The 20,411-nt window shown below is 44.5% G+C and carries 16 protein-coding genes and 4 pseudogenes; 5 read left to right on the forward strand and 15 right to left on the reverse strand.

The genetic code is table 11. The annotated features are described in order from the left end of the window. Position 1 precedes the first annotated feature (1 nt). From murC to DXE37_RS14465, 14 genes and pseudogenes are all read right to left on the reverse strand, one after another. Positions 2 to 1,438, reverse strand: a complete 1,437-nt coding sequence (murC, locus tag DXE37_RS09975; protein ID WP_114637386.1) for a UDP-N-acetylmuramate--L-alanine ligase — start codon at positions 1,436 to 1,438, stop codon at positions 2 to 4. Beyond that, complete coding sequence (gene murG / locus DXE37_RS09980) at positions 1,435 to 2,508, reverse strand: undecaprenyldiphospho-muramoylpentapeptide beta-N-acetylglucosaminyltransferase (protein WP_114637387.1); 1,074 nt, start codon at positions 2,506 to 2,508, stop codon at positions 1,435 to 1,437. Before murG ends, murC begins: the two co-directional genes overlap by 4 nt. After that, a complete protein-coding gene (gene ftsW, locus DXE37_RS09985; RefSeq protein ID WP_114637388.1) occupies positions 2,505 to 3,776 on the reverse strand; it encodes a putative lipid II flippase FtsW in 1,272 nt (423 codons plus the stop codon). The genes murG and ftsW overlap by 4 nt, the downstream gene beginning before the upstream one ends. Further along, positions 3,773 to 5,356 carry a UDP-N-acetylmuramoyl-L-alanine--D-glutamate ligase gene (murD, locus tag DXE37_RS09990; RefSeq protein ID WP_197713237.1) on the reverse strand — a complete coding sequence of 528 codons (1,584 nt, stop codon included), beginning with the start codon at positions 5,354 to 5,356 and terminating at the stop codon, positions 3,773 to 3,775. The genes ftsW and murD overlap by 4 nt, the downstream gene beginning before the upstream one ends. 52 nt (positions 5,357 to 5,408) lie before the next feature. Next, complete coding sequence (mraY, locus tag DXE37_RS09995; RefSeq protein ID WP_114637390.1) at positions 5,409 to 6,578, reverse strand: phospho-N-acetylmuramoyl-pentapeptide-transferase; 1,170 nt, start codon at positions 6,576 to 6,578, stop codon at positions 5,409 to 5,411. Continuing rightward, complete coding sequence (locus DXE37_RS10000; protein WP_114637391.1) at positions 6,569 to 8,020, reverse strand: UDP-N-acetylmuramoyl-tripeptide--D-alanyl-D-alanine ligase; 1,452 nt, start codon at positions 8,018 to 8,020, stop codon at positions 6,569 to 6,571. The genes mraY and DXE37_RS10000 overlap by 10 nt, the downstream gene beginning before the upstream one ends. Continuing rightward, positions 8,020 to 9,570 carry a UDP-N-acetylmuramoyl-L-alanyl-D-glutamate--2,6-diaminopimelate ligase gene (locus DXE37_RS10005; RefSeq protein ID WP_114637392.1) on the reverse strand — a complete coding sequence of 517 codons (1,551 nt, stop codon included), beginning with the start codon at positions 9,568 to 9,570 and terminating at the stop codon, positions 8,020 to 8,022. The genes DXE37_RS10000 and DXE37_RS10005 overlap by 1 nt, the downstream gene beginning before the upstream one ends. Beyond that, positions 9,567 to 11,333, reverse strand: coding sequence for a peptidoglycan D,D-transpeptidase FtsI family protein (locus tag DXE37_RS10010; protein ID WP_114637393.1), 1,767 nt, complete (start codon positions 11,331 to 11,333; stop codon positions 9,567 to 9,569). Before DXE37_RS10010 ends, DXE37_RS10005 begins: the two co-directional genes overlap by 4 nt. Next, positions 11,330 to 11,596 (reverse strand): cell division protein FtsL, encoded by a 267-nt coding sequence (gene ftsL / locus DXE37_RS10015; protein ID WP_114637394.1) that lies wholly within the window; start codon positions 11,594 to 11,596, stop codon positions 11,330 to 11,332. The genes DXE37_RS10010 and ftsL overlap by 4 nt, the downstream gene beginning before the upstream one ends. Continuing rightward, on the reverse strand, positions 11,593 to 12,543 hold the full coding sequence (gene rsmH / locus DXE37_RS10020) for a 16S rRNA (cytosine(1402)-N(4))-methyltransferase RsmH (protein ID WP_114637395.1): 951 nt from the start codon (positions 12,541 to 12,543) through the stop codon (positions 11,593 to 11,595). The genes ftsL and rsmH overlap by 4 nt, the downstream gene beginning before the upstream one ends. 12 nt (positions 12,544 to 12,555) lie before the next feature. After that, a complete protein-coding gene (gene mraZ / locus DXE37_RS10025; RefSeq protein WP_114637601.1) occupies positions 12,556 to 12,984 on the reverse strand; it encodes a division/cell wall cluster transcriptional repressor MraZ in 429 nt (142 codons plus the stop codon). 304 nt (positions 12,985 to 13,288) lie between these two features. Continuing rightward, positions 13,289 to 13,918: a 2-polyprenyl-3-methyl-6-methoxy-1,4-benzoquinone monooxygenase gene (gene coq7, locus DXE37_RS10030; RefSeq protein ID WP_114637396.1), complete on the reverse strand. Its 630-nt coding sequence runs from the start codon at positions 13,916 to 13,918 to the stop codon at positions 13,289 to 13,291. A 10-nt stretch (positions 13,919 to 13,928) separates the two neighbouring features. After that, a pseudogene (bioB, locus tag DXE37_RS10035) lies at positions 13,929 to 14,844 on the reverse strand (biotin synthase BioB); the annotation flags it as partial. A 6-nt stretch (positions 14,845 to 14,850) separates the two neighbouring features. Next, entirely contained in the window at positions 14,851 to 14,994 is a 144-nt protein-coding gene (locus tag DXE37_RS14465) for a hypothetical protein (protein WP_415067054.1), read from the reverse strand. A 115-nt stretch (positions 14,995 to 15,109) separates the two neighbouring features. Between DXE37_RS14465 and bioA the strand changes: the two are divergent. The 5 genes and pseudogenes from bioA (at position 15,110) to DXE37_RS10055 (ending at position 19,707) form a co-directional block, all read left to right on the forward strand. Then, positions 15,110 to 16,400, forward strand: a pseudogene (gene bioA, locus DXE37_RS10040) (adenosylmethionine--8-amino-7-oxononanoate transaminase). After that, a complete protein-coding gene (locus DXE37_RS14130; protein WP_231971331.1) occupies positions 16,397 to 16,732 on the forward strand; it encodes a PLP-dependent aminotransferase family protein in 336 nt (111 codons plus the stop codon). Before bioA ends, DXE37_RS14130 begins: the two are co-directional and overlap by 4 nt. Beyond that, positions 16,665 to 17,628, forward strand: a pseudogene (locus tag DXE37_RS10045) (aminotransferase class I/II-fold pyridoxal phosphate-dependent enzyme). The gene DXE37_RS14130 and the pseudogene DXE37_RS10045 overlap by 68 nt, the downstream one beginning before the upstream one ends. Continuing rightward, complete coding sequence (gene bioD / locus DXE37_RS10050; RefSeq protein WP_114637397.1) at positions 17,621 to 18,343, forward strand: dethiobiotin synthase; 723 nt, start codon at positions 17,621 to 17,623, stop codon at positions 18,341 to 18,343. The pseudogene DXE37_RS10045 and the gene bioD overlap by 8 nt, the downstream one beginning before the upstream one ends. 59 nt (positions 18,344 to 18,402) lie before the next feature. Next, the gene (locus tag DXE37_RS10055) at positions 18,403 to 19,707 is read left to right on the forward strand and encodes a M20 aminoacylase family protein (RefSeq protein ID WP_114637398.1); all 1,305 of its coding nucleotides are present in this window, start codon (positions 18,403 to 18,405) and stop codon (positions 19,705 to 19,707) included. Here the strand turns inward: DXE37_RS10055 and DXE37_RS10060 are convergent. Beyond that, positions 19,618 to 20,396, reverse strand: a pseudogene (locus DXE37_RS10060) (enoyl-CoA hydratase). The gene DXE37_RS10055 and the pseudogene DXE37_RS10060 overlap by 90 nt on opposite strands. Positions 20,397 to 20,411 lie beyond the last annotated feature (15 nt).

The raw sequence follows: 20,411 nt of genomic DNA on the forward strand, positions 1-20,411 counted from the left end.
CTTAGACATACTTTGCCTCCACCAACATATGCGGCAAAGCAGAAATTGATCCTGCGCCCATCGTAATCAACACATCCCCATCTTTTAAAACTTGACTTAATTTTTCTGGCATCTCAGTAACATTTGCAGCAAATGCTACTGCATCCGAATTTAATAATGATTTAGAGTTTTTATCTTCAGCAATCGCGGCTTTCATCAAGCTCTTGCCATCTGCACCTGGAATTTTTGCCTCGCCCGCTGGATACACATCAGTCAACACTAAGGCATCAAAATTTCTAAGGACTTGGACAAATTCTCCGAAGCAATCACGAGTTCTTGTAAAGCGGTGTGGCTGGAATGCTAAAACCAAGCGACGTCCTGGATATGCCCCTCTTGCTGCGGCCAAGGTTGCTGCCATCTCCACAGGATGATGTCCATAGTCATCAATCAAGGTAAAGCTACCGCCTGCTACCAATGCAATTTCTCCATGACACTGAAAGCGGCGCCCAACACCACCAAACTCAGAGAGCGCCTTAGTAATAGCCTCATCGCCAACACCCAACTCAGTAGCTATTCCAATAGCAGCCAATGCATTACGGACGTTATGTATGCCTGGCAAATTCAGGGTGATATTGAGTAGTCCTGGTTTATTACCATGTCTTCGAACCGTGCGACGGTCTACTGTAAAGTGCATTTGGGCGCCATCAGCACGAACATTGCTTGCACGAATATCTGCATCTTCTGATAGCCCATAACGAAGAACAGGTTGAGATACGAAAGGAATGATGTCGCGTACATTGGCATCATCAATGCAAAGGACTGCCACGCCATAAAATGGCATACGCTGAATAAACTGGACAAATGCTTGCTTCAAGCGCGCCATATCATGCTGGTATGTTTCCATATGATCGGCATCAATGTTGGTAACCACCTCCATTGCTGGAAATAGTTGCAAGAATGATGCATCCGATTCGTCTGCTTCAACCACAATAAAATCACCACGTCCTAGACGCGCATTAGCACCAGCAGAATTTAGCTTACCGCCAATCACAAAAGTTGGATCAAGGCCGCCTTCAGCTAAAACTGATGCAACTAAGCTAGTTGTTGTCGTTTTGCCATGTGTCCCAGCAATCGCGATACCCTGCTTGAGGCGCATCAATTCACCCAACATGACGGCACGCTGAATGACTGGAACCTTTGCTGCACGTGCGGCCAAAACCTCTGGGTTATTTCCAGTAACTGCAGTAGAGATCACAACTGCTTCAGCAGTGCCAATATTTTTAGGATCGTGGCCAATGTGAATCACAGCACCCAAATCTTTTAGTCGCTTAGTAACTGCGCCCTCAGCCAGATCTGACCCTGAGACTTGGTATCCCAAATTCAAAAGAACCTCGGCAATACCGCTCATACCAGCACCGCCGATACCAATGAAATAAATTTGCTGAACAATATGCTTCATATACCTACCCCCGCACAATCTGCACATATTTCAGCTACTCGTTGGGTAGCATGCGGCTTAGCTAATGCATGAGCACGTAACGCCATCTCTTTTAAGTCTGTGCGATTTAAATTTTGAATCATTAAAGCCAAATCTTGCGGGTTCAGAAATTGTTGAGGCAACAACACTGCAGCATCTGCATTTGATAAAAATTGTGCATTAGCAGTTTGATGATCATCAATCGCAAATGGGAATGGAATCAAGCAAGAGGCAACGCCACATGCCGCTATTTCAGAAACTATCATGGCGCCAGATCGACAAATTACCAAATCTGCTTGTGAGTATGCAGCTGGCATATCGTCGATAAAAGGACGAATATCTGCAGTCACACCTAAGTCAGCGTATCGCTTTTGAAGATCTGCAAGATGCTTATCGCCAGCCTGATGGACAACTTTAGGACGTGACTCCTCTGGCATTAATGCTAATGCGGCTGGAATATTTTCATTTAGGGCTGCGGCTCCAAGACTACCGCCCACCACTAATATAGATAAGGGTCCTTGACGCTGCTCATATCTGACCGAAGGTGCCAGCATATGATCAAATTCTTCGCGAATTGGATTACCAACCCACTCTGCATTTGCCATCGTGTTGGGGAAGCCGGCCAGGGTTCGCATAGCAATTTTGCTCAGCACTAAATTTGCACTGCCCGCAATTGAATTGGATTCATGCAAGACTAATGGGCGTTTTAAGAATTTAGTAACTAAGCCGCCCGGGAATGTAATGTAGCCACCCATACCTAATACAACATTTGGCTTTAATCGACGCATGATCTTCCAACTTTGGAAGCATGCTCGCATGAGGTTGATGGGTAGCATCAACTTTGTTTTTAAGCCTTTACCACGTAAGCCGCCAAACTCAACCGCCTCAAATGGAAAATCACAAGACTTCACAAGGCGATATTCCATACCAGCCTGATTCCCCAGCCAAAAAACAGTCCATCCACAAATCCGTAAATATTCAGCGACAGCAAGTCCTGGAAATATATGCCCACCAGTGCCACCAGCCATCACCAAGATTGAGGGTTTAGTCAAAGCTTCCCTCCGCGCATGAGGATGCGATTCTCATAATCGATACGCAATAACATTGCTACAGCAACGGCATTCATCAAAATTCCTGAGCCACCATAACTTACCAATGGCAAAGTCAAGCCCTTAGTGGGAAGCAGTCCAAGATTCACACCCATATTGATAAAGGCTTGCCAACCAATCCAAATCGCCACCCCTTTAGCAGCTAGACCAGCAAAACTGCGATCCAATTGCAAAGCAGTACGACCAATCAAGAATGCACGACGCACTATCCAATAGAACAGGAAGATCATGACTACTACACCCACAAAACCAAGCTCTTCACCAATTACAGCCATAATGAAATCGGTATGTGCCTCTGGTAAGTAGTGCAGTTTTTCAACACTACCGCCAAGTCCGGTACCAAACCATTCACCGCGCCCAAATGCCATGAGTGAATGGGTTAACTGATAACCCTTATTAGCAGCGTTATCTACTTGCCAAGGGTCCATAAAAGCCAATATCCGTCCACGACGGAATGGAGAAAGCGCAATCATAGTTGCGCCACTCAATAAACCCACCGCAATCAAACCACCAAATAATTTGGCGTTGATACCGCCTAAAAAGAGAATGCCAAATGCAATTAGCGCAACCACCACGAAGGCACCCATGTCAGGCTCAGCCATGAGGAGGCCGCCAACCAAAGCCACTGCAGTACCCATGGGCAGCATGCCCTTAACAAATGAGTGTAGATATTCTTGGCGTTGAACTGTATAGCTGGCCGCAAAAATCACTGCAGCAAATTTCATCAACTCGGATGACTGAAAATTCATGAGCCCCAAACGAATCCAACGTTTGGCCCCGTTCACACCCTTACCTAGACCTGGAACTAAAACTACGATAAGCAATAAAACCGTAATACCAAAAATGACTGGAGAATAGCGATCCCAAACTTTGGTTGGAATATTAAAAACCCAAACCCCAACTCCAATAGCAATTACCAATGAGATCATGTGGCGAATAAGGAAAAAATTGCTGCTGTAGTTAGCGTACTTTGGTCCATCAGCTAAAGTAATAGATGCGGAGTACACCATCACTAGGCCAATTAACATCAGAGACAGAACTGCCCATACGAGCAATTGGTCATAATCCATCATGCGAGACCGGGTCTGTTCAACGCCCGATACTGCATCCCGCAAACCATTACGGAAGTTATCTATTCCGCCTCTGGAAAAATTCCAAAAGCGATTTAAGCCAAGGCGCTTTTCAGGAAATAACTTTTCTTTTATATTCATACCTGAGCACCCTCAAAGCGCATTCCAAGCTCCTCTACCTCTTCAGCAAATACCTGAGCTCGCTCGATATAGTCACGGAACTGATCAAGGCTTGCACAAGCTGGAGAAAGTAGAACTAAATCCCCAGAAATTGCTTCAGCAGCCGCAGCACGAACTGCAGAAACCAAATCTCCGCAATTAGCACTTGGAATTTCAGCACCTAAAGCTTCACCAATCGCAACGCCATCCTTGCCAATTAAGAATACGCCCTTCACAAAACGTAAAGCGGGCTCACGCAAAGGACTGAAATCTTGACCCTTACCATCACCACCAGCAATTAACCAAATACGCTTACCGGACTCATTACTGCCTAGTCCATTCAGGGCAGCGACGGCGGCACCTACATTAGTGCCTTTACTATCATCAACATATTCAACGTCTTTAACGATTGCAATACTTTGCACACGATGTGGCTCACCATGGTAGTCACGTAAGCCATGCAAGAGAACGCTCATAGGCAAATGTGCGGCACGCGCCAAAGCAAGAGCTGCCAAAGCATTTAAAGTATTATGTCGACCGCGTATTCTTAAAGCATCGGCAGGAATCAAGCGCTTAAGACGTAAAGGCTCTTCATCCTCTACAACCGCAGATTTACGACGACGTTTTGGTTTCGGCTCTACATCCTCATCCACTTCAGCCCATACCAACCAATCAATTCCGCCAGCTCGTAAGTCATGCTCAATCCCAAAAGCACCTTGCTCATCAGGTCGATTGGAGCCAAAAGTCACAATAGACCTCTCTGTCTTTTGTTCTTCAGAAAGCAAACCCATAACTAGAGAATCATCACGATTCAGAATGCACACCGTATCAGCGCCAAATATTTTTGACTTTGCCTCTGCGTAAGCCTGCATATCGCCATGCCAGTCCAAGTGGTCTTGCGTAATATTTAATACGGTTGCAGCCGTTGCATTGAATGTACAGGTATAGACCAGCTGAAAGCTGGATAACTCTAAAACCCAAACATCTGGCATATCTTCGATTTGATCGGCTAAATCTAAGCAATTCATCAACTTCTCTAAAGCTGCAGGACTGATATTCCCGGCCACAGCAACTTTCTTACCAGCACGCTCACATAATTGCCCGGTTAATGCAGTAGTGGTTGTTTTGCCATTGGTACCAGTAATTGCCAATACTGCGGTTGCATAAGTCGACCCCTGGGTCAGCGCCATACGACTTAAGGCTGAAATTGCGCGCGCAAAAAATTCAATTTCGCTCCACACATCAATTTCCGCTTTTTCAGCCTCTGCCAAGAAAGTTTGGATTGGCTCTTGAAGAGGAGACAATCCGGGACTGATACCAATCACATCAATATTTTTAAGCAAGTCATCATCTAGATGTCCAAAACAAATATCCTCTAAACCGGCTATGCAAAGCTCTTCTAACCAAGCATTTTGTCGTTCATTCAATGTTAATTGATCACGTGTATCCGCCAAACGTACATCAGCACCATTCCTTAAGCACCACTTAGCCATGGCTACGCCAGATTCCCCTAATCCTAAAATGAGGAATCGGTTTGGTGCTTGATAGTCTTCATTGCTCATGAAGGCTGAATTTGCAAAAGCGTTTTCTAAAATCAACATAATTACTTTTGGATCACCGTAACTTCAAACTAGATAAGCCAATTAAGACTAAGAGAATGGTGATAATCCAGAAACGCACTACCACTTGTGTTTCCTTCCAACCGCCCAATTCAAAATGATGGTGCAAGGGCGCCATTCTGAAAATCCGACGACCCTCGCCAAAATGTTTCTTGGTGAACTTAAACCAAATTACTTGCAACATGACCGAAACAGTTTCGGCAACAAAAATGCCGCCCATCACAAATAAAACTATTTCTTGGCGAACAATGACGGCAATAGTTCCAAGTGCACCACCTAAAGCAAGTGCTCCAACATCCCCCATGAAAACCTGTGCAGGATGGGTGTTGTACCAAAGGAATGCCAAGCCAGCGCCACCCATCGCGCCGCAGAAAATCATTAACTCGCCAGCGCCGGGAATATAGGGAAAGAGTAAGTACTTAGCATAAATCGCATTACCCATTACATAAGCAAAGGCACCTAAAGCAGCGCCTACCAATATCACTGGCATGATGACTAAACCATCAAGGCCATCAGTTAAATTGACAGCATTACTGCTACCAACAATCACCAAGTAACTCAGAATGATGAAGCCCATTACACCCAATGGATAGCTGACCTCTTTTATAAAGGGCAGTAGCAAATTAGTTTTTGCTGGTAGATCCAATGCAAATCCACTTCTTAACCACTCATAAAATAACTGCAATACCTTGAGGTTATTCACCTCGGAGACAGAAAATGCTAGATAGATTGCAGCGAATAGGCCAATCAAGGTTTGCCAAAAGAATTTTTCTCTTGAAGCCATGCCCTTGGGATCTTTGTAGACCACCTTACGGTAATCATCTACCCATCCTACTAAGCCAAAACCAAAAGTAACAATCATCACGATCCATATAAATCGATTGCTCAGATCAGCCCACAGCATGCAAGAAATAAAGATGCCAAGCAAAATCAGAACACCGCCCATAGTTGGTGTGCCAGATTTCACTAAATGTGTTTGTGGCCCATCAGTTCGAACAGCCTGCCCTATCTTCAAAGCGGCCAATTTTCGAATCACCCAAGGTCCGACTGCCAAACCAATTAATAAAGCAGTAACCGTAGCCATCACTGCTCTAAAAGTGATGTAGTTAAAAACCCGGAAGAATCCAAAGTCATCTTGTAACCATTGCGCCTGCATTAAGAGCATGTTTTAGCCTCCTCTAACAAGGCCTGAACTACACGCTCCATCCGCATAAACCGTGAACCTTTTACCAAAATATTTAAGTGTTGATTACTACCACTTGACTGTGCATGGAGTGCACCCCTCAGTTGCATGATCAAACTATCCATATCTGCAAAATGTTTTGCAGTGGATGCAATCGCCCCATCATTCTTGCGCACCGCCTCAAATCCTTGAAGTGCAAACTGGGATTGATCTCCCAAAACAAATAACTTAGTGACTCCCTGTTCAGCAGCGTAAGCACCTACTTCCCGATGAAACTCTGACCCTTGATTGCCGACTTCGCCCATATCACCCAAAATCAACCAAGATAAATTATCTGATTGCTTCAAGGCATCAATAGCAGCCCTTACTGAATCTGGGTTAGCGTTGTAGCTGTCATCAATTAGCGTGTGATTTAAATCGATTACTTTTGCTTGCATTCGGCCATTGACCGGTGAGAATGACTCGAGTCCTAATTTAATCTTATCGAGGCCTATGCCAGCTGCGATACCAACCGCACTAGCAGCGAGAGCATTGCGGACATTATGGCTACCCAAGGTATTTAGCTGTACGTCGATCACACCTTGTTCAGTATCAATTTGTACCTGCCCATTGCTTAATAATTTTCCAGTAACTGCAGCTGTTAACTTGGTTTGCTCTGATGACAAAACAAAATCAATTACTTTTCTACCTGCAGCTGCTTTTTGCCAAACGCTTGCAAATTCAGAGTCAGCAGGAAATACTGCAATTCCGTCTTGTGGTAGAGAGCGAATAGCATCAGAGTGCTCTTCTGCAACTGCCTCCACCGTTGCCATGAGCTCCTGATGCTCACGTTGGGCATTATTAATCAATGCAATATTGGCTTGTGCGATTGCAGCTAACTGTGCCGTTTCTCCTGGATGATTCATACCAAGCTCAATAACAGCAAACTGATCGGTTGAACGCAATTTCAACAGTGTTAATGGCAAACCAATATCGTTATTTAGATTGCCCTTGGTTACTAAAGTGTGATGCTCCCCCACAGCAGCCTTGAAAATTGAGGCGATCATTTCTTTAACTGTAGTCTTACCATTGCTACCAGTAACTAAGGCTAGAGGAATAGGGTGGCTTGCTCGCCATGCTTTAGCCAAATTACCTAATCCGATGCGTGTATTTGAAACGCAAATAGCTGGTAAATCTGCTGGGCATTTATCTGCATCACTAATGAGAGCAGCTCTAGCACCAGCTTTAGCGACATCCGATAAAAAATCATGCGCATCAAAACGCTCGCCTACCAGTGCCACAAACAATTCATCACGATCAATCTGACGACTGTCTGTTCCCACCCGAGTAATAGATAACTCCTGAGCAGATTCTGCTGAAGTATTAATGAAGATACTTCCAGGCAGCATTGCCTGCGCTTGAGCAAGGGTTATCATAACAGACATCAGACACATCCTCCTGCTGCCAAGCGAATATGCTCTTGATCAGAGAAATCAAATTTCTTGCCATTGATTTCTTGGGTAGTTTCATGACCCTTACCGGCAACTAAAACGATGTCACGAATATCTGCATGACGTATTGCAGCCATAATGGCAGCAGCCCGATCAGCAATGATTTGAACATTTTGCGAATCAGCACTCATACCGCTACGAATCATCTGCATGATGACTTGTGGATCTTCTGAACGGGGATTGTCGCTAGTAATGAGAATATGTTCTGCATTGCGCTCAGCTACAGCACCCATCAGGGGACGCTTACCAGCATCACGATCGCCACCACAACCAAATACACACCAAATCTTTCCGCCACGCTGATCGGCGATTGGACGTAATGCTTGCAAAGTCTTCTCAAGAGCATCCGGTGTATGAGCATAATCAACAACCGCTAATAATCCATCGGTCTTATTATGTTTACCAAGTCGAATCAACTCCATGCGCCCTAGCACTGGATTTAATTGGCTTACTTTTTGCGCAGCTACATCACAGCTCATGCCTTGTGAAAGCAAAACCGTCCACACTGCAAGCGCATTACTTAAATTGAATTCACCTAATAATGGAATATGTAATTCGGCGCTTCCCGCCCCATCAAGCACAAAACTAGATTTGTAACCTATACCGTTCAATACAGTGTTATTTGCATGAATCCGTCGCAAGCGATCGCCAAATTTTTCAAATCCTTGGAATGCTGATGGCGACAATGCATATGCCCAGACCTTTAGACCTTCCTTCGCCAATAAATTCATAGCTAGCTTGCGACCAAAGGCATCGTCCAAATTGATCACCGCATGCTGAAGACCAGCCAGTTGAAACAACTTAGCTTTTGCCTCAGCATAATCAGCCATACTGTCGTGGTAATCCAAATGATCTTGCGTTAAATTAGTGAACACTGCACAATGAATTTCTGTTCCAGCGATTCGCGCTTGATCCAATGCATGTGATGACACTTCCATCGCCACCTGCTTAGCACCAGCACTACGCAATTCTGCTAGCTGAGTTTGCAGCCTAGGAGCATCTGGTGTTGTGTAGCCAGTCTGAACTAATGTTCCTGGGAAGCCAGTACCCAACGTACCTAGAATAGCAGTGCGATAATTACTAGCATCCAATGCTTGAGCAAGCCACTGAGTAATGCTAGTTTTTCCATTAGTGCCAGTGACACCAATGATATTTAATTCCTTGCTAGGATGGCCGTACCATTGAGAGCACAATTCGCCCACTTTTTCGGCAAGATTTTTTACGGCAAAGCATAGTGGATGATCTTCAATTTGACTGTCTACGCCATCAGAATCAAACACAACAGCGGCCGCCCCATTTGCTAAAGCAGCATCAATAAATTGACGACCATCACGTAATGCATTGCCATGACCTACTTGATAGGCAAAAAAGATATCGCCAGATTGAATCTGGCGACTATCCGCACACACTTTGGCAGATGGATTCGCTAAAGTGTGTAGGTGGTCAATCAAATGATTGGTGTCTATTTTCAAAGCCACCCTCATCGTTTCAAAACCACACGTTGGGCATTAGCGGCATGAATCTCTTCTGGACTCTTATCCTGCAATACCATTTGCTTTACTTTACTATCAGGCAAAACATTTAAGGTATGTAATGTTTTGCTCACGATTGTGGAGAATACTGGTGCTGCAACGTCACCTCCGTAATGACTTCCACCGGTAGGCTCATCAATCATTACTGCCACCACAATTCGTGGAGCGCTAATTGGTGCTAGACCGGCAAAGTAAGCGCGATATTTATTGCCATATCCTTTTCCAACCAACTTATGTGCCGTACCGGTTTTACCGCCCACACGAAATCCCTCAGCTTGGGCTTTAATTGCAGTTCCACCTGGCTCAGTAACTGCTTCCATCATATTGCGCATTTCAATCGCTGTTTTTGGAGAAAGTACTTTGGTACCAGACTTAAATTCTGGACTGCGCTCAATAGTTAGGGGAACTAATTCACCATCACGGGCAAAGACTGTGTATGCACGTGCAACTTGGAATAGCGATGCTGAAATTCCGTATCCAAAAGCAATCCGCGCTTGGTCGGTAGGCATCCATTTTTTGAAGGGATGAACCGTTCCCGCTACGGCGCCTGGGAAACCGATCTTAGGGGCTTGGCCTAGACCAACCGCAGTATAAAAATCCCACATCTCCTCAGGCGAAAGGTTATTCATTGCAATTTTTGCAGTACCAATATTGCTAGACTTTTGAATAATTTGTGCAACTGTCAAATTACCGTATGGGTGCGTATCGGTAATTGGCTTGGGGCCAACTAGATATTGCGCACCAATAACCATATTGGTCTCTGGTTTGACCAATCCTTTTTCCAGAGCAATTGCAATCGTCAAAGGCTTCATTGTGGAGCCAGGCTCAAAGGTGTCGGTCAAAACCCGATTACGCAATTGCTCGCCTGTTAAAAACTTACGATCATTCGGGTTATAGCTCGGATAATTTGCTAAGGCCAAAATCTCACCCGTTTGCGTATCGAGAACTACTGCACCACCTGCCTTAGCATGATGTTTTTCAACAGCATCTTTTACTACGTTGTACGCTAAAAATTGAATCTTGCTATCAATAGAAAGATTGAGATCTTTACCGTTTTGTGGCAACTGCAAGATTGCAACATCTTCAACAACACGGCCCAAACGATCAACTACCACACGCCTTTGACCAGGATGACCAGCAAGTTCATTCTCACGGGAAAGCTCCATGCCTTCCTGACCCTTATCGTTCACATTTGTAAAGCCAACTACATGAGCCATCGCTTCACCTTCTGGGTAAAAGCGACGATATTCATTGTTCAAACTAATACCTGGGATCTCCAACTGCTTGATCTGTTGTGCGACAGCTGGGTCCACTTGACGCTTTAAGAAGATTTGCTTACGCTCCTCTTTGAGTTTCTTGCGCAACTCTGCTTCACTGATTTGTAAAAGACTGGCCAGTTTGTGTACTTTGTCAGCAGCCAAATCATCAGGCACCGTGTCGTTATAAGCGATAACTGACTTCGCCTCGAGACTTGTAGCTATGACTTGACCATTGCGATCCAAAATCTTTCCACGACTAGCAGGCAACTCTAATTCACGTTGAGTACCGCGTACGCCTTTTGCTTCATAGAACGCATTTCCTAGGCCCTGAATCCAAAATGCGCGTAGCAATAACATCATGAACACAAAGAATAAGAGAAATAGCATTAAACGCGACCGCCACATGGGCAGGCGCAAAACTAAATTGGGCGTAGTAGAAAATCCGACCGGCCTCATTTAGTCTCCTTCAAATACAAAGTACGCTCAGGAGTAATGGGAGACATATGCAATTGATTGCGAGCAACGTCGCGAATCCTTGCAGACTTAGAAAGATTGTGTTGTTCATATTCCAAACGCAGCCATTCTTGATTTAATTTTCGCTCTTCAATCTGTGCACGCTCTTGCAGAATAAATAGCTTACGTGCACGCTGCTGCGCTGCCACTAGCGATAGAGCGCAAATTAACAGCAAGGCGAGCAAGGTGAATGTGGCTCTATTCACGCGGCTACTCCCATGCGCTTTTGAGCTACACGCATAATTGCTGAGCGAGCACGAAGATTCTCAGAAATTTCAATATCACTTGGCTTAATACGTCCAATAATCTCAAGCGGACTTTGAGGCAAATCTCTATCGCGCACAGGCAACCCACGTGGGACTTCTACTTTTGCATGCGACTGCATAAATTGCTTCACAATTCGATCTTCTAAAGAATGGAAGCTAATCACTGCAAGTCTCGCGCCAGGCTTTAATAAGCACAAAGCCGCTTTTAAACCAAGTTCCAAGTCTTCTAACTCACGGTTTATAAAAATTCGCAGCGCTTGAAATGTTCTTGTTGCCGGATCTTGACCGACTTCACGTGTGCGTACAACGCTTGCAACCAAATCTGCTAACTGCGTTGTAGTTTTTGGAGATAAGCCTTCCTCTCGCTTGGCCACAATAGCTTTTGCGATCTGAAATGCAAAACGCTCCTCTCCGTAAGTCTTAATCACTTGGGTGATTTCCTCCGGCGATGCCTTCTCCAACCACTCTGCTGCAGTCAAACCGTGATCGATATTCATGCGCATGTCGAGCGGACCTTCGCGACGAAATGAAAATCCTCGATGTGCTTCGTCCACTTGAGGCGAACTGATGCCCAGGTCTAACAAAATGCCATCGACTGATTCCGGTTCTGCGTATTGATCCATCTGCGCAAAACTGTCGTGCACAATTTTTAATCTGGGATCGTTGATGTTCTTGGCTACTGCAATCGCATCTAAATCCTTGTCGAAGGAAATCATGTGTGCAGAAGAATTCAACTCCTTGAGTAATGCTTGGGTGTGACCACCGCGACCAAAAGTTCCATCGATTATCAAAATTTTGTTTTTTTCGTTTTGATGTTGAATCAGTGGACCACCAATTAGCGCTGTCACCGCCTCGGCCAGCAATACTGGGCGATGAGTTATGTTCATGGCACCCTGTCATCAAAAATTAAATTGCTTGAGTGCTTCGGGCATGCCTTGCGCAATGGCAGCCTGCTCTTTTGCCGCGTAGGTTGCTGCATCCCACAACTCCAGGTGGCTACCCATACCGAGCAACATCACTTCTTTTTCAATTCCTGCTGCGGAGCGTAATTCAGGGCTAACCAATATTCGACCCGCACTATCGAGATCAATTTCGGCTGCATTACCTAGAAAAATTCGGCGCCACCAATGGGCGTCCATGGGAAGCTGGGCAACCCTAGATCTGAAGGTTTCCCATTCTGGTTTAGGAAAGAGTAATAGGCATCCATCTGGGTGTTTTGTGAGCGTGATTCGACCCTCACCCTGAACTATCAAGGCGCCACGATGCTTGGCCGGTACTGACATACGACCTTTTGCATCTAAATTGAGAGCTGACGCGCCTTGAAACACCATTTACCCCACTTTTTCACACTTCCTCCCACTTTAGAGGATCGCATTAAGAGGGTCAAGTGTTTTTAGGAGTTTTTTGGGAATTTCTCTAGTGTTTACAAACACTTAGCGTCATGTGTTCAGAAAATACTAATATTAAAATAGCTACTTGAAACAATGGCTTGGAAAATATACTTAAGAACAGATCTTAGCTATTCGAGTCGATAATCAATAAATATACTGTATTTATAACCAGTAATAGGTAAAAAAATATAACAAAAAATTAATAAAAAATAGATTTGGGGGAATAAATCGAATTTCAGTTTTAAATTTTGTATGCAGTGGTGGTCATTACCTTGGACATTGCCTGCATTATTTTTTGAATTGGTTCTGGCAAATTTACACCGCCAGCATTTTTTGCGGCCTGACCATGAGTAATTTCATCAATGCGCATTTGATCAACAATGGCACGTGAACGCTCATCTTCTTTGGGCAATTTTTCGAGATGACTTTCCAAGTGATTTTCAACTTGCTTTTCCGTTTCAGCCACAAAACCTAAGCTCCACTTGTCACCCGCTAAGCCAGCTGCCAAACCGATTGCAAAGGATCCGGCATACCAAATTGGGTTGAGATAACTGGTGTGAGATCCAAGTTCTTGAAGACGAGTTTCGCACCAAGCCAAGTGATCCATTTCTTCTTGACCAGAGTGGTCTAACATCTCCTGAATTTGTGGATTTCGGGCGACTAATTTTTGCGACTGATAAAGTGCCTGCGCACAAACTTCACCAACGTGATTAACACGCATGAGCCCTGCTGTATGTTTACGCTCAGCAGGATCTAAACCCGAACTACCCCCAAAATCAGAACCTGGGGTTGGTCTGTGCGCATGGGCACCTCCGACCACAGATCGAAGTGCGGTATCAAACTCCAGAATAAATCGATCTATTGGAGACATTTCAAAGAAACTAGACCAAAACCTCTGCCTTACAGCTTTGTTTGGTCTTTAAGCCGAGCTCCGCTAATAGTTCGCGGTCTTGTTCTGCCTCTGGATTACCGATAGTGAGTAATTGCTCACCATAGAAAATAGAATTGACGCCAGCCAAGAAACGCATAGCCTGCACTGCTCTTCCAAGCTCCTGACGACCGGCCGATAGACGCACGCGGGCTTTAGGCATAGTGATTCTAGCAACTGCAATAGTTCTGACGAATTCCAATGGATCCAAGGGCTTTTGGTCGGCTAATGGTGTCCCCGCTACTGGCACTAGACGATTGATTGGGACTGATTCAGGGTATGGACTCAAGTTCGCCAAGCGAGCCAAAAATGCAGCGCGTTGCTCTCTAGATTCGCCCATACCCACAATTCCGCCGCAGCAAACTGATATACCTGCGGTACAGACATTCGAAATCGTATCAAGTCGACCTTGATAACCCCGGGTCGAGATGACTGAGCGGTAAAAGTCTTCGCTAGTGTCAAGATTATGGTTATAAAAGTCTAAGCCGGCTTCTTGTAATGCTTGTGCCTGATCGGCCTCCAGCATCCCCAGTATAGCGCAAGTTTCAAGGCCTAGTGCTTTAACGCCCTTAATCATGGCGGTGACTTTTTCAATATCGCGATCTTTAGGCTCACGCCAAGCGGCACCCATACAGAAACGGTTAGATCCAGCGGCTTTGGCGGCCTCCAGAACTTCTTCTAAACCCATGAGCTCCAGCCTTAACATCGGTGTCATAGCGAGCAGCCTGAGGGCAGTAACCACAGTCCTCAGGACCCCCCATTTTAATGGACAGCAAAGTTGCCAATTCCATATCACCATCAGGGAAGTAATTTTTATGAGTTTCTTGAGCTCTAAGCATTAATTCATTGAAAGGCAGCGCAAATAAGGCCTCAATTTAAGCTACTGACCACTCTCCAGGCGCCCCAATTTCTACATTTGCACTTTGATGCAAATCAGCTTTAGATTTGAATTGGGTTAAGGGTTTTTCAACAGTTTGAGCGTCCTGCATGGGCAAATTCCAGAAATTAGGTAGATTCAAGGCATAAACATAACAGATACAGGCCTAAATTTGGAAAAACTAGTGTTCAAATATCAAACATGAAGGTTATTTCTGATTTAAATCAACCCTCCTCGTCGAACGCAGCCTCGCTGCCGTGTGGCATCCATGCACGCAGATAAAACAGCATGAGTCCTTTCCGCTGGTTGCTATTTCAAAAGAAAAAGGTGCGTGGCTGTATGACGAAAACGGAAATGCGCTACTCGATTCCATTAGCTCGTGGTGGACTAATTTGTTTGGTCATTCCAATCCACGTATTAATCAAGCAATTACTGCGCAATTAGAAAAAATTGAGCATGTCATGCTGGCAGGCTTTACTCATGCCCCAGTTGTAGAACTATCTGAAAAACTTTCTGCACTAACCAATCATCATTTAGGGCATGCCTTCTGCGCATCTGATGGTGCGTCTGCAGTGGAAATTGCTCTTAAGATGAGTCATCACTATTGGCAACTCAATGGCCAAGCACAAAAGAAAAAATTTGTATGTCTGGAGAACGGCTATCACGGTGAGACACTCGGTGCTTTAGCGGTAACTGATGTAGCTATTTTTCGTGAAGCTTACGACTTACTATTGCAAGATGTATTTACCATTTCTTCGCCGGATGCACGCAAAGCAAAGCCTGGTGAAAGTGCCGAAGAGGTTGCTAAACATGCCGCCAAAGAACTTGAGAAGTTATTTACAAAAGAATATCACAATATTGCAGCCATCATTGTTGAGCCACTAGTGCAATGCGCCGGTCAAATGGCTATGTATTCTCCTGAGCATCTTCGGCTAGTAAGAGATCTTTGCAATCGTTACGACGTACATTTCATTGCGGATGAGATTGCAGTTGGCTGTGGTAGAAGCGGTAAATTTTTTGCATGCGAACATGCGGGCATTTGGCCAGACTTCTTAACTCTCTCGAAGGGTATTAGCGGCGGCTATCTTCCGCTCTCACCTTGTCTTACCACTGACAATATTTACCAAGCCTTTTATGGCGATCAAACCCAACAAAGATTTTTACATTCTCATTCGTACACCGGAAATCCATTAGCTTGTGCGGCTGCGCTTGCCTGTTTAGAGATTTTTGAAACCGATAAAGTATTAGAAAAAAAATATTGTGCGCGCTAAAGATTTAGCTAATTCTTTTGAGTGGGCAAAGAGCGATGCGCGAATTGAGCATTGGCGCCAACAAGTAATGATTTTGGCATTTGACGTAAAAATTGATTTCTTAAAAAATCCTAAAACGTTTGCTCGGGAAATGTTTGCCAACTGCTTGGAAAAGGGGATTTTGATTAGGCCTATTGGTAATACCGTTTATGTCATGCCTCCGTATATATTGTCGCCTAGCGAAACCATGCAGTTGGGCACATCAGTACAAAACGCTCTTGAGAAAACATTGGCATGACAAAACCATCTAAAGCCTTGCAGTTAGCGCAAGAGCAAATTTCAGACCTTGATTCACAATTACTCAAGCGAAAATTAAGAGCGACGGAATCCCCTTGTGATACAAAAGCTTTAGTTGAGGGACGAGAACTAAAAACATTTTGCAGCAACGACTATCTTGGATTAGCGAATCATCCTGATTTAATCGCAGCTCTTGCTGAAGGTGGGGAAAAATATGGAGTTGGCAGTGGCGCCTCCCATTTAATTAGCGGCCACAGCATCGCCCATGAGATTCTTGAAAAAAACTGGCAGCATTTCAGGCGAACCACGTTTCAAATCCACGCGCTTTTTTAGTACTGGATACCTTGCGAATATTACTGCCATCACATCTTTAGCAAGACTTGCACCTCAAGGATCCGCTAGCATTTATTCAGCAAATCTAAATCATGCATCCCTAATTGATGACATTCGTTTGGCTGCAGCTCAGACAAAAGCAAGCGTTAACCTATTTGACCATGCTGAACTCAATGTATTAAATGAATCGCTTAGGGCAAATAAAAACCCCCTAAAGATGATTGTCACCGATGGCGTCTTTAGTATGGATGGTGACTTAGCTCCCGTTAAGCAATTATTGGAGCTAGCGCAACAGTACGACGCATTGCTATTAGATGACGCGCATGGTTTTAGCGTACTAGGGAAAAATGGTCACGGCATTCTAGAGCAAGAGAATGTTTTCTCTGACCGCATTGTGTATGTCGGTACGCTTAGAAAAGCTGCTGGAGTTAGCGGCGCCTTTGTTTGCGCGGAGCAAACTTTGATTGAATGGCTTAATCCAAAAAGGGTGTCCTTTTATTTACAGTACAGCCACACCACCAGTAATAGCGCACACTCTTTCAAAGAGTTTAGAAATCATTCATGAACATGAAGGAATAAGTCGGCGCACCCAATTAAATCAGTTAATTCAGATATGGCAGGATGAGATGCATTTTGCTCAATGGGAAAAAGTACCCTCATGCACCGCTATTCAGTCCGTAATTTTGGGTAGCAATGCTAATGCATTATTAGCGGCCAAGTTATTGGATGAAGCCGGTTATTGGATCCCCGCTATTCGTCCACCCACAGTACCTAAAGGAAGTGCTAGGTTACGTATTACATTTTCGGCTAATCATACTGAAACGGATTTACGCCTACTCATCATGACTCTACAAAAAATTGAGCAAGCAGTCATTCAAAGAGCAACTCATGAATAAGCCCAGGGGATTTTTTGTGGCAGGCACTGATACCGAGGTTGGTAAAACTTTGGTAACTGGTGCTCTCATTCTGAAATTACGTGAACAAGAAATCAATGCCGTTGGTTTTAAGCCTGTAGTTGCTGGCACCTATACCAATTCGGATGGAGAGGTATTGAATGAAGATGTAGAAACATTACGGATAGCATCAAACCTCAATTCCGGTGAATTGAATATCTGTCCTTATGTATTACATACACCTGCAGCACCCCATCTAGTGGCTATTCAACAAGGTTTGTCATTAAAAATAGCTGTGATGATTGAGGCCTTTCAAAACATTCAAAAGCTGACAGATTGCGTGGTGGTTGAAGGTGCCGGTGGCTTGCTCGTTCCCATAAATGATCATGAAGATTTGGGTAGTTTTGCCAAGAAAATTAATTTACCGATCATCCTAGTAGTGGGCATGAAATTGGGCTGCATTAATCATGCCCTCCTTACCTATGAAGCCATTCAGGCTCGTAATTTGAGGCTTGCGGGATGGCTAGCAAACTCCTTATCCGAAGAAATGTCTTTGCTGCAAGAAGAAAATCTTGAGACCCTAAAAAATAGAATCTCCGCGCCCTTTTTAGAATGCGTTCCACCTCTGCCCAATGAACTGCGTAAGCCGCCTAATAGCCCATATTCCATTGAAGCACTCAATTTTGCTGCACAGCACATTCAACCACCGAAGAGTTAATTGATTGAAATTTCCTCAAAAAAGAGGCAAATTAAAAGACTTTCGGATAAGATGAAGACATGCATTTAATCCCAGAAATTACTGATTCCACAGAAGCCATTCAGGAAATTCGACGCAATATTCATGCGCATCCCGAACCGCGTTTCGAAGAAAACTGCACTTCAGATCTAGTAGCAGAAGCACTTTCTAGCTGGGGTATTACTGTTTATCGCGGTATGGGTAAAACCGGTGTCGTTGGTCGCTTAGATGGTGACCTAGGCCCAGGCAAGATGATTGGCCTTCGCGCGGATATGGATGCACTGCCATTGCAAGAACACAACAACTTTGCTCATGCTTCAAAAAATCCAGGAAAAATGCATGCTTGTGGGCACGATAGTCATACCGCAATGCTATTGGATGCCGCCCAATATTTATCCAATCATCGGGACTTTAAAGGCACAGTGATTTTTATTTTCCAGCCGGCTGAAGAGGGCGGTGCAGGCGCTAAAGAGATGATTAATGATGGTCTTTTCAAAGATTTCCCATGCGACGCAGTGTTTGGATTGCATAACTGGCCGGGCTTAGCAGAAGACCATTTTGGTGTAACGCCTGGTCCAATGATGGCCTCAAGCAATGCTTTTGAAATTACCATCAAAGGTAAAGGTGGGCATGCAGCCTTACCTCACAATAGCGCCGATCCAGTATTAACCGGAGCACAAGTAGTGATTGCATTACAAAGCATCATCACGCGTAATAAACGCCCTGTAGATGCCGCCGTTTTATCTATTACTCAATTCCATACAGGCGAAACAAGCAATGTCATTCCTGATAGCGCCTTTATCGGTGGCACAGTACGGACATTCACCCTAGATGTCTTGGATTTGATTGAACAACGCCTTCGAAAAATTGCTCACAGTATTGCGAATGCTTTTGATTGTCAGGCAAAAATTTCTTTCCATAGAAGCTACCCGCCACTGATAAACCATGACAATGAAGTTCTGTTTGCCACTGAGGTCATGAGTGAATTGGTTGGCAAACAAAATGTGAATGCCTCCATCGATCCTACGATGGGCGCTGAAGACTTTGCATTTATGTTGCTAGAGAAACCGGGTTGCTATGTGTTTTTAGGTAATGGCGATGGTGATCATCGCTCGGTAGGACACGGTATGGGACCATGTCATTTACATAACCCTTCTTATGATTTCAATGATGCATTGATTCCAGTAGGTGTGAGTTATTGGGTCAAACTAGCTCAACGCTTCCTAGAAAAAACTAATCTTTTTGATTTAATTCAATTAAGAGTTTGTAAATTTGGCTGGACGTTTTTCCATAAACGCAGCCATTCCCTCTTTCTGATCATTGGTTCCAAGGCATGCATGAAATAGGCGACGCTCAAAATGAATGCCTTCAGATAAGGTAGTTTCATAAGCAGTATTAATACTCTCTTTCACCATCATCGCAGTCAATAAAGGCATCTCTGCATTGCCTTTGGCAATTGCCTTCACTTCTTTTAGCAAATCTGCTTGTGGGAAGATGCGTGCTACCAAGCCCGAACGTTCAGCCTCGGTAGCATCCATCATGCGACTGGTCAAAGCCAAGTCCATTGCCTTAGCTTTTGATATTGCACGAGATAAACGTTGCGTACCGCCAGCACCCGGAATAATTCCTAACTTCACTTCAGGCTGAGCAAATTTAGCGTTGTCGGCAGCCATGATGGTGTCACACATCATCGCCAACTCACAACCACCACCCAAAGCGTAACCAGAAACAGCAGCAATTACGGGCTTGCGAACTTTCTTGATCTCTTCCCAATTACGAGTGATAAAGTCGCCACGATAAACATCTTTCAATCCATATTTCGCCATCAAGGCAATATCAGCGCCGGCAGCAAATGCTTTCTCGCTACCAGTAATGATGATGCATCCAATATTGTCATCCGCATCAAAAGCCAGCAAAGCGGCGCCAAGCTCTTCCATTAGCTGATCATTTAATGCATTCACTACTTCGGGACGATTCAAAAAGTGATTGTGGCAACCTTGCCGTCTACTTCAGTCAAAATTGTTTTGTAGCCCATTCATTTCTTTCGGTA

Source organism: Polynucleobacter necessarius, assembly GCF_900095205.1.
GTDB classification, from domain to species: Bacteria; Pseudomonadota; Gammaproteobacteria; order Burkholderiales; family Burkholderiaceae; genus Polynucleobacter; species Polynucleobacter necessarius_E.

Excerpts from the sequence above, each read along its gene's own strand:
- murC (WP_114637386.1), bottom strand. The coding sequence starts at position 1,438 with ATGAAGCATATTGTTCAGCAAATTTATTTCATTGGTATCGGCGGTGCT.
- ftsW (WP_114637388.1), bottom strand. The coding sequence starts at position 3,776 with ATGAATATAAAAGAAAAGTTATTTCCTGAAAAGCGCCTTGGCTTAAAT.
- murD (WP_197713237.1), bottom strand. The coding sequence starts at position 5,356 with ATGAGCAATGAAGACTATCAAGCACCAAACCGATTCCTCATTTTAGGA.
- mraY (WP_114637390.1), bottom strand. The coding sequence starts at position 6,578 with ATGCTCTTAATGCAGGCGCAATGGTTACAAGATGACTTTGGATTCTTC.
- DXE37_RS10000 (WP_114637391.1), bottom strand. The coding sequence starts at position 8,020 with ATGTCTGTTATGATAACCCTTGCTCAAGCGCAGGCAATGCTGCCTGGA.
- DXE37_RS10005 (WP_114637392.1), bottom strand. The coding sequence starts at position 9,570 with ATGAGGGTGGCTTTGAAAATAGACACCAATCATTTGATTGACCACCTA.
- DXE37_RS10010 (WP_114637393.1), bottom strand. The coding sequence starts at position 11,333 with ATGAGGCCGGTCGGATTTTCTACTACGCCCAATTTAGTTTTGCGCCTG.
- rsmH (WP_114637395.1), bottom strand. The coding sequence starts at position 12,543 with ATGAACATAACTCATCGCCCAGTATTGCTGGCCGAGGCGGTGACAGCG.
- coq7 (WP_114637396.1), bottom strand. The coding sequence starts at position 13,918 with ATGTCTCCAATAGATCGATTTATTCTGGAGTTTGATACCGCACTTCGA.
- DXE37_RS14130 (WP_231971331.1), top strand. The coding sequence starts at position 16,397 with ATGACAAAACCATCTAAAGCCTTGCAGTTAGCGCAAGAGCAAATTTCA.
- bioD (WP_114637397.1), top strand. The coding sequence starts at position 17,621 with ATGAATAAGCCCAGGGGATTTTTTGTGGCAGGCACTGATACCGAGGTT.
- DXE37_RS10055 (WP_114637398.1), top strand. The coding sequence starts at position 18,403 with ATGCATTTAATCCCAGAAATTACTGATTCCACAGAAGCCATTCAGGAA.